The 4,620-nt window shown below is 60.3% G+C and carries 3 protein-coding genes and 2 tRNA genes; 4 read left to right on the top strand and 1 reads right to left on the bottom strand.

Going from position 1 to position 4,620, the window contains the following annotated elements:
- Positions 1-100: 100 nt before the first annotated feature.
- Entirely contained in the window at positions 101-640 is a 540-nt protein-coding gene (locus ABD842_RS14055; RefSeq protein WP_345115091.1) for an RNA methyltransferase, read from the bottom strand.
- Between the two features lie 330 nt (positions 641-970).
- Between ABD842_RS14055 and mutS the strand changes: the two genes are divergently transcribed.
- The 4 genes from mutS (at position 971) to ABD842_RS14040 (ending at position 4,527) form a co-directional block, all read left to right on the top strand.
- The gene (mutS, locus tag ABD842_RS14050) at positions 971-3,676 is read left to right on the top strand and encodes a DNA mismatch repair protein MutS (RefSeq protein ID WP_345115088.1); all 2,706 of its coding nucleotides are present in this window, start codon (positions 971-973) and stop codon (positions 3,674-3,676) included.
- Between the two features lie 195 nt (positions 3,677-3,871).
- Positions 3,872-3,944: transfer RNA gene (locus ABD842_RS14045), tRNA-Gly, on the top strand.
- Between the two features lie 206 nt (positions 3,945-4,150).
- Positions 4,151-4,459 carry an HNH endonuclease gene (locus ABD842_RS21215; protein WP_425553192.1) on the top strand — a complete coding sequence of 103 codons (309 nt, stop codon included), beginning with the start codon at positions 4,151-4,153 and terminating at the stop codon, positions 4,457-4,459.
- Positions 4,445-4,527: transfer RNA gene (locus ABD842_RS14040), tRNA-Leu, on the top strand. The genes ABD842_RS21215 and ABD842_RS14040 overlap by 15 nt, the downstream gene beginning before the upstream one ends.
- Positions 4,528-4,620 lie beyond the last annotated feature (93 nt).

The raw sequence follows: 4,620 nt of genomic DNA, 5'->3' as shown, positions 1-4,620 counted from the left end.
CAGTGCCCAATGATTATCGGTGAGCAACGTACGGTCAGCATTCATCTTGAAAATAAGCCTATTACGACTTTGCCATGCCGAACGTTCTTGAGAACACGCCCTAGCGTCCCGCCGCCAGCATCTTGCTGATAAAGTCCCAGAGCACCACGCCGGCCGCCACGCTCACGTTGAGCGAGTGCTTGGTGCCGAACTGCGGAATCTCCACCGCCGCGTCGCACAGGGCCAGCACCGCATCGTCTACCCCGAACACCTCGTTGCCCATCACCAGCGCGTAGGGCTGGTTCAGGACAGGGTGGAAGCCGGTCAGCGCCTGGCTCACGTCGGTCAGCTCCACGGCGACGATAAGGTAGCCCGCCGCTTTGAGCTGCTGGAGCGCCTCCACCGTGCTGGCCGCGTATTCCCAGGCCACCGACTCGGTGCTGCCCAGGGCCGTCTTGGTGATTTCGCGCTGGGGCGGGCGGCCGGTGATGCCGCAAAGCCAGATTTTCTCGATGGCAAACGCGTCGGCGGTGCGGAAGGCGGCGCCGACGTTGTGCAGGCTGCGCACGTTGTCGAGCACGAGGGTAAGGGGGAATTTATCCGTACTTTTGAAGTCCGTCACCGAGAGCCGGTTCAGCTCTTCCATGGTTCGTTTGCGCATTGCTCGGGGGGTGTTTTGCCCAAAGGTAGGAACGCGCCGGCCCGCAGTGGTCGTTGAGGCAATACCTGTCAATTCGGGTCATTCCGAGCGAAGCCGATACATCTCGTGTAGGGTCGTTGCCGAAGTAATTGTCATCCTGAGCTTGCGCAGGACCTTTTGCCGGTTGAACGATAGTGATAAAAAACAACTTGATGCCTGCCTGATAAGGTCCTTCGCAAGCTCAGGATAACAAGCGGAGTACCCGCCCTATTTGCCCTCAGTCCCTATTTCGCTTTATTACCCTGTTGCCCCGTGAAATCGAGTACCGCCCCGGCTAAAAAGCCCGTTCCCATGCATGGCTCTGCCGGTCCCGCCCCGGTGATTGACACGCCGCTGATGAAGCAGTATTATCAGCTCAAGCAGCAGTATCCCGGCGCGCTGCTCTTGTTCCGCGTGGGCGACTTTTACGAAACCTTCGGCGAGGATGCCGTGACTACCGCCCGCATCGTGGACATCGTGCTGACTAAGCGCGGGGCCGGCACGAGCTCGGAAGTCGCCCTGGCCGGTTTCCCCCACCACTCGCTCGATACCTACCTGCCCAAGCTGGTGCGCGCCGGGCAGCGGGTGGCCATCTGCGACCAGCTCGAAGACCCCAAGCTGGCCAAGGGCCTCGTCAAGCGCGGCGTCACGGAGCTGGTTACGCCCGGCGTGTCGTTTCACGACAACGTGCTGGACCGCCGCAGCAACAATTACCTGGCCGCCGTTCACTTCGGCAAGACGGAAGCCGGCATCAGCTTCCTCGACATCAGCACCGGCGAGTTTCTGGTAGCCCAGGGCGATGTGGAATACCTGGGCAAGCTGCTGCAGAACTTTGCTCCCGCCGAGGTGCTCTTTTGCAAGCAGAGCCGCCAGGAGTTTGAGCGCCACTACGGCCCCGACTTCTGCCACTATGCCTTGGATGAGTGGGTTTTTGGCTTCGACTACGCCCACGACACGCTTACCCGCCACTTCAAAACGACTTCGCTCAAGGGCTACGGCATCGAGAGCCTGCGCGAAGGCATCACCGCCGCCGGCTGCATTCTGCACTACCTGGCCGAAACCAAGCACGACGAGGTCGGCCACATTGCCAACATTGCCCGCCTGGAAGAGGACAAGTACGTCTGGCTCGACCGGTTCACCGTCCGCAACCTGGAGCTGGTCCAGCCCCAGCACCTGGGCGGCGTGCCCCTGATTGACATTCTGGACCAGACCGTGACGCCCATGGGCGCCCGCCTGCTGCGCAAGTGGGTGGTGCTGCCGCTCAAGGAGCCCGTCCAGATTCAGCGCCGCCTCGACACCGTGGACGGCCTGCTGCAAAACCCCGACCTGCTGGGCGAAATAGTGCTGCAGCTGCGCCAGATCAACGACCTGGAGCGCCTGATTTCCAAGGTGGCCGTGCGCCGCATCAACCCGCGGGAACTGCTCCAGCTCAGCCGCGCCCTCGACGCCATCAGTCCGATCAGGGAGCTGCTGGCCGGCTCGGGCCTGAAGGCCCTGGAAAAGCTGGCCGACCAGCTCAACCCCTGCGAGGCGCTGCGCGAGGAAATCAAGGTCAAAATCCGCCCCGATGCCGGCGTGCTCACCAACCAGGGCAACGTGCTCAACGACGGCGTGGACAAGGAGCTCGACGAGCTGCGCGGCATTGCCTTTTCGGGCAAGGACTACCTGTTTCAGCTCCAGCAGCGCGAAATCCAGAACACCGGCATTTCGTCGCTGAAAGTGGCCTACAACAAAGTGTTCGGCTACTACCTCGAAGTCACCAACTCCCACAAGGACAAAGTGCCCGCTACCTGGATCCGGAAGCAGACGCTGGTGAATGCCGAGCGCTACATCACCGAGGAGCTCAAGACCTACGAGGAGAAAATTCTGCACGCCGAGGACCGCCTGTTCGTCATCGAGCAGAACCTCTACAACGAGCTGGTGCTGTCGGCTATCGAGTTCGTGCCCCAGATTCAGCAGGATGCCCGCGCTATTGCCGTGCTCGACTGCCTGGCTTCCTTCGCCGCCACGGCCCGGCAGCACCGCTACGTGAAGCCCGTCGTCAACGACTCCACCCTGCTCGACATCCGCGCCGGCCGCCACCCCGTCATCGAGCGCCAGCTGCCGCCCGGCGAGGCCTACATTCCCAACGACATCTGCCTCGACCAGGACGACCAGCAGATTGTCATCATCACGGGCCCCAACATGGCCGGCAAGTCGGCTTTGCTGCGGCAGACGGCCCTTATCGTGCTGCTGGCCCAGATCGGCTCCTTCGTGCCCGCCGACGCGGCCACCATCGGCGTCATCGACAAGATCTTCACCCGCGTGGGTGCCTCGGACAACCTGAGCAAGGGTGAAAGTACCTTCATGGTGGAGATGACCGAGACGGCCAGCATCCTCAACAACCTCTCCGACCGGAGCCTGGTGCTGATGGATGAAATCGGGCGCGGCACCAGCACTTACGACGGCATCAGCATCGCCTGGGCCATCGTCGAGCACCTGCACAACTTTCCCAAGGCCCGGGCCAAAACGCTCTTCGCCACCCACTACCACGAGCTCAACCAGCTGGCCGACGACTGCGAGCGGGTGCGCAACTACAACGTGGCCGTGCGCGAGGCCGACGGCCGCATCCTGTTCATGCGCAAGCTGGTGGCAGGCGGCTCCGAGCACAGCTTCGGCATTCACGTGGCCCGCATGGCCGGCATGCCCACCTCGGTGGTGCTGCGGGCCAACGAAATTATGCACCACCTGGAGCAGGAGCGCACCAACACCGAGGAAGCCGCCACCGAGTTCGACGACGTGCTGGCCGGCCTGGATGAAGCGCCGAAATCCAACGGCCGCACGCCCAAGGCTCAGCCGGCCGCCGCCGTGGCCACCGCCCCGCGCCCCAGCCTGCAGCTCAGCATGTTCGAGCCTGCCGACCCGGCCCTGGAGCGCGTGCGCGACCTGCTCCAGCACCTCGACGTGAATACGATGACCCCGATTGAGGCGCTGCTCAAAATCAACGAGCTGAAGCTTGCCCTGGGGGCCAAACCATAAGCTGGCGCGAGAAGTGGGCCGCTGGAACGTTGATTCCAGCGGCTCCGGCGGAAAAATAATCTGTCTGAAAATGAGGCAGAAAGCCCCTGAACGCGGAGGAAAAGGAGCTTTTTTTGGGTCAGGGCTTGACTTCAGAGAAAACGCGCTTACCTTTGTCGCACCATTAGCCACTAGCACACCAGTGGCTTACCTCAAGCGAGAGTAGCTCAGTTGGTAGAGCGCGACCTTGCCAAGGTCGAGGTCGCGAGTTCGAACCTCGTCTCCCGCTCAAAAAAAGGATGTTGCTGCGGCGACATCCTTTTTTGTTTTTCGGGCCGGGCCGCCGATGCAACGGTAGACTAGGAAAAGAAAAATGCTCGGTATCTTCCTTTCTCGCACCCGTAGCTTAGGTAAAAGCCTTGGCCGTGGTACCGAAGAAGACCGATGATGAGTTTCGGGAGATTGTCGCTCATAGCCTCTCCGTGGCGCAGGTTATTGCCCTGCTTGGACTGGTGCTGGCTGGCTGCTGAGTGGGATGGTATTCTAACCAAGAATTCACTGTATACTTCCAGTAACGGTCTGAAAAATAGGCTGCTACAGTCAGACCGCAAAACGGCGCAATGCGAAAGATGTAATTTGCAGCACTGGCAAGGGGCACCCGTCCCGCTCGAGCTCCATCATCTGAATGGTGTAAACAACGACCATCGAATTGATAATTTACAGCTTTTATGCCCAAATTGCCACGCTCAAACGTCAACCTACAGAGGAAAAAATCAGCTTAGACATTCTGCCAGAGTGGTGTAATCGGTAGCCACGCAGCACTTAAAATGCTGTTTCCTTTGGAAGTACGGGTTCGAGTCCCGTCTCTGGTACAATTACTTACAACCGGAAGACCCGGAAAATGCCTTCTCAAGTAGCAGAAGGGGTTTTCCGGGTTTTTTGCGTTCAGAGCAATTGGTACTCTG

It is taken from the genome of Hymenobacter algoricola, assembly GCF_039539525.1.
Lineage (GTDB): Bacteria > Bacteroidota > Bacteroidia > Cytophagales > Hymenobacteraceae > Hymenobacter > Hymenobacter algoricola.
Note: the sequence above shows the minus strand (reverse complement) of the source record. Positions and strands in the feature narration are given on the sequence as shown.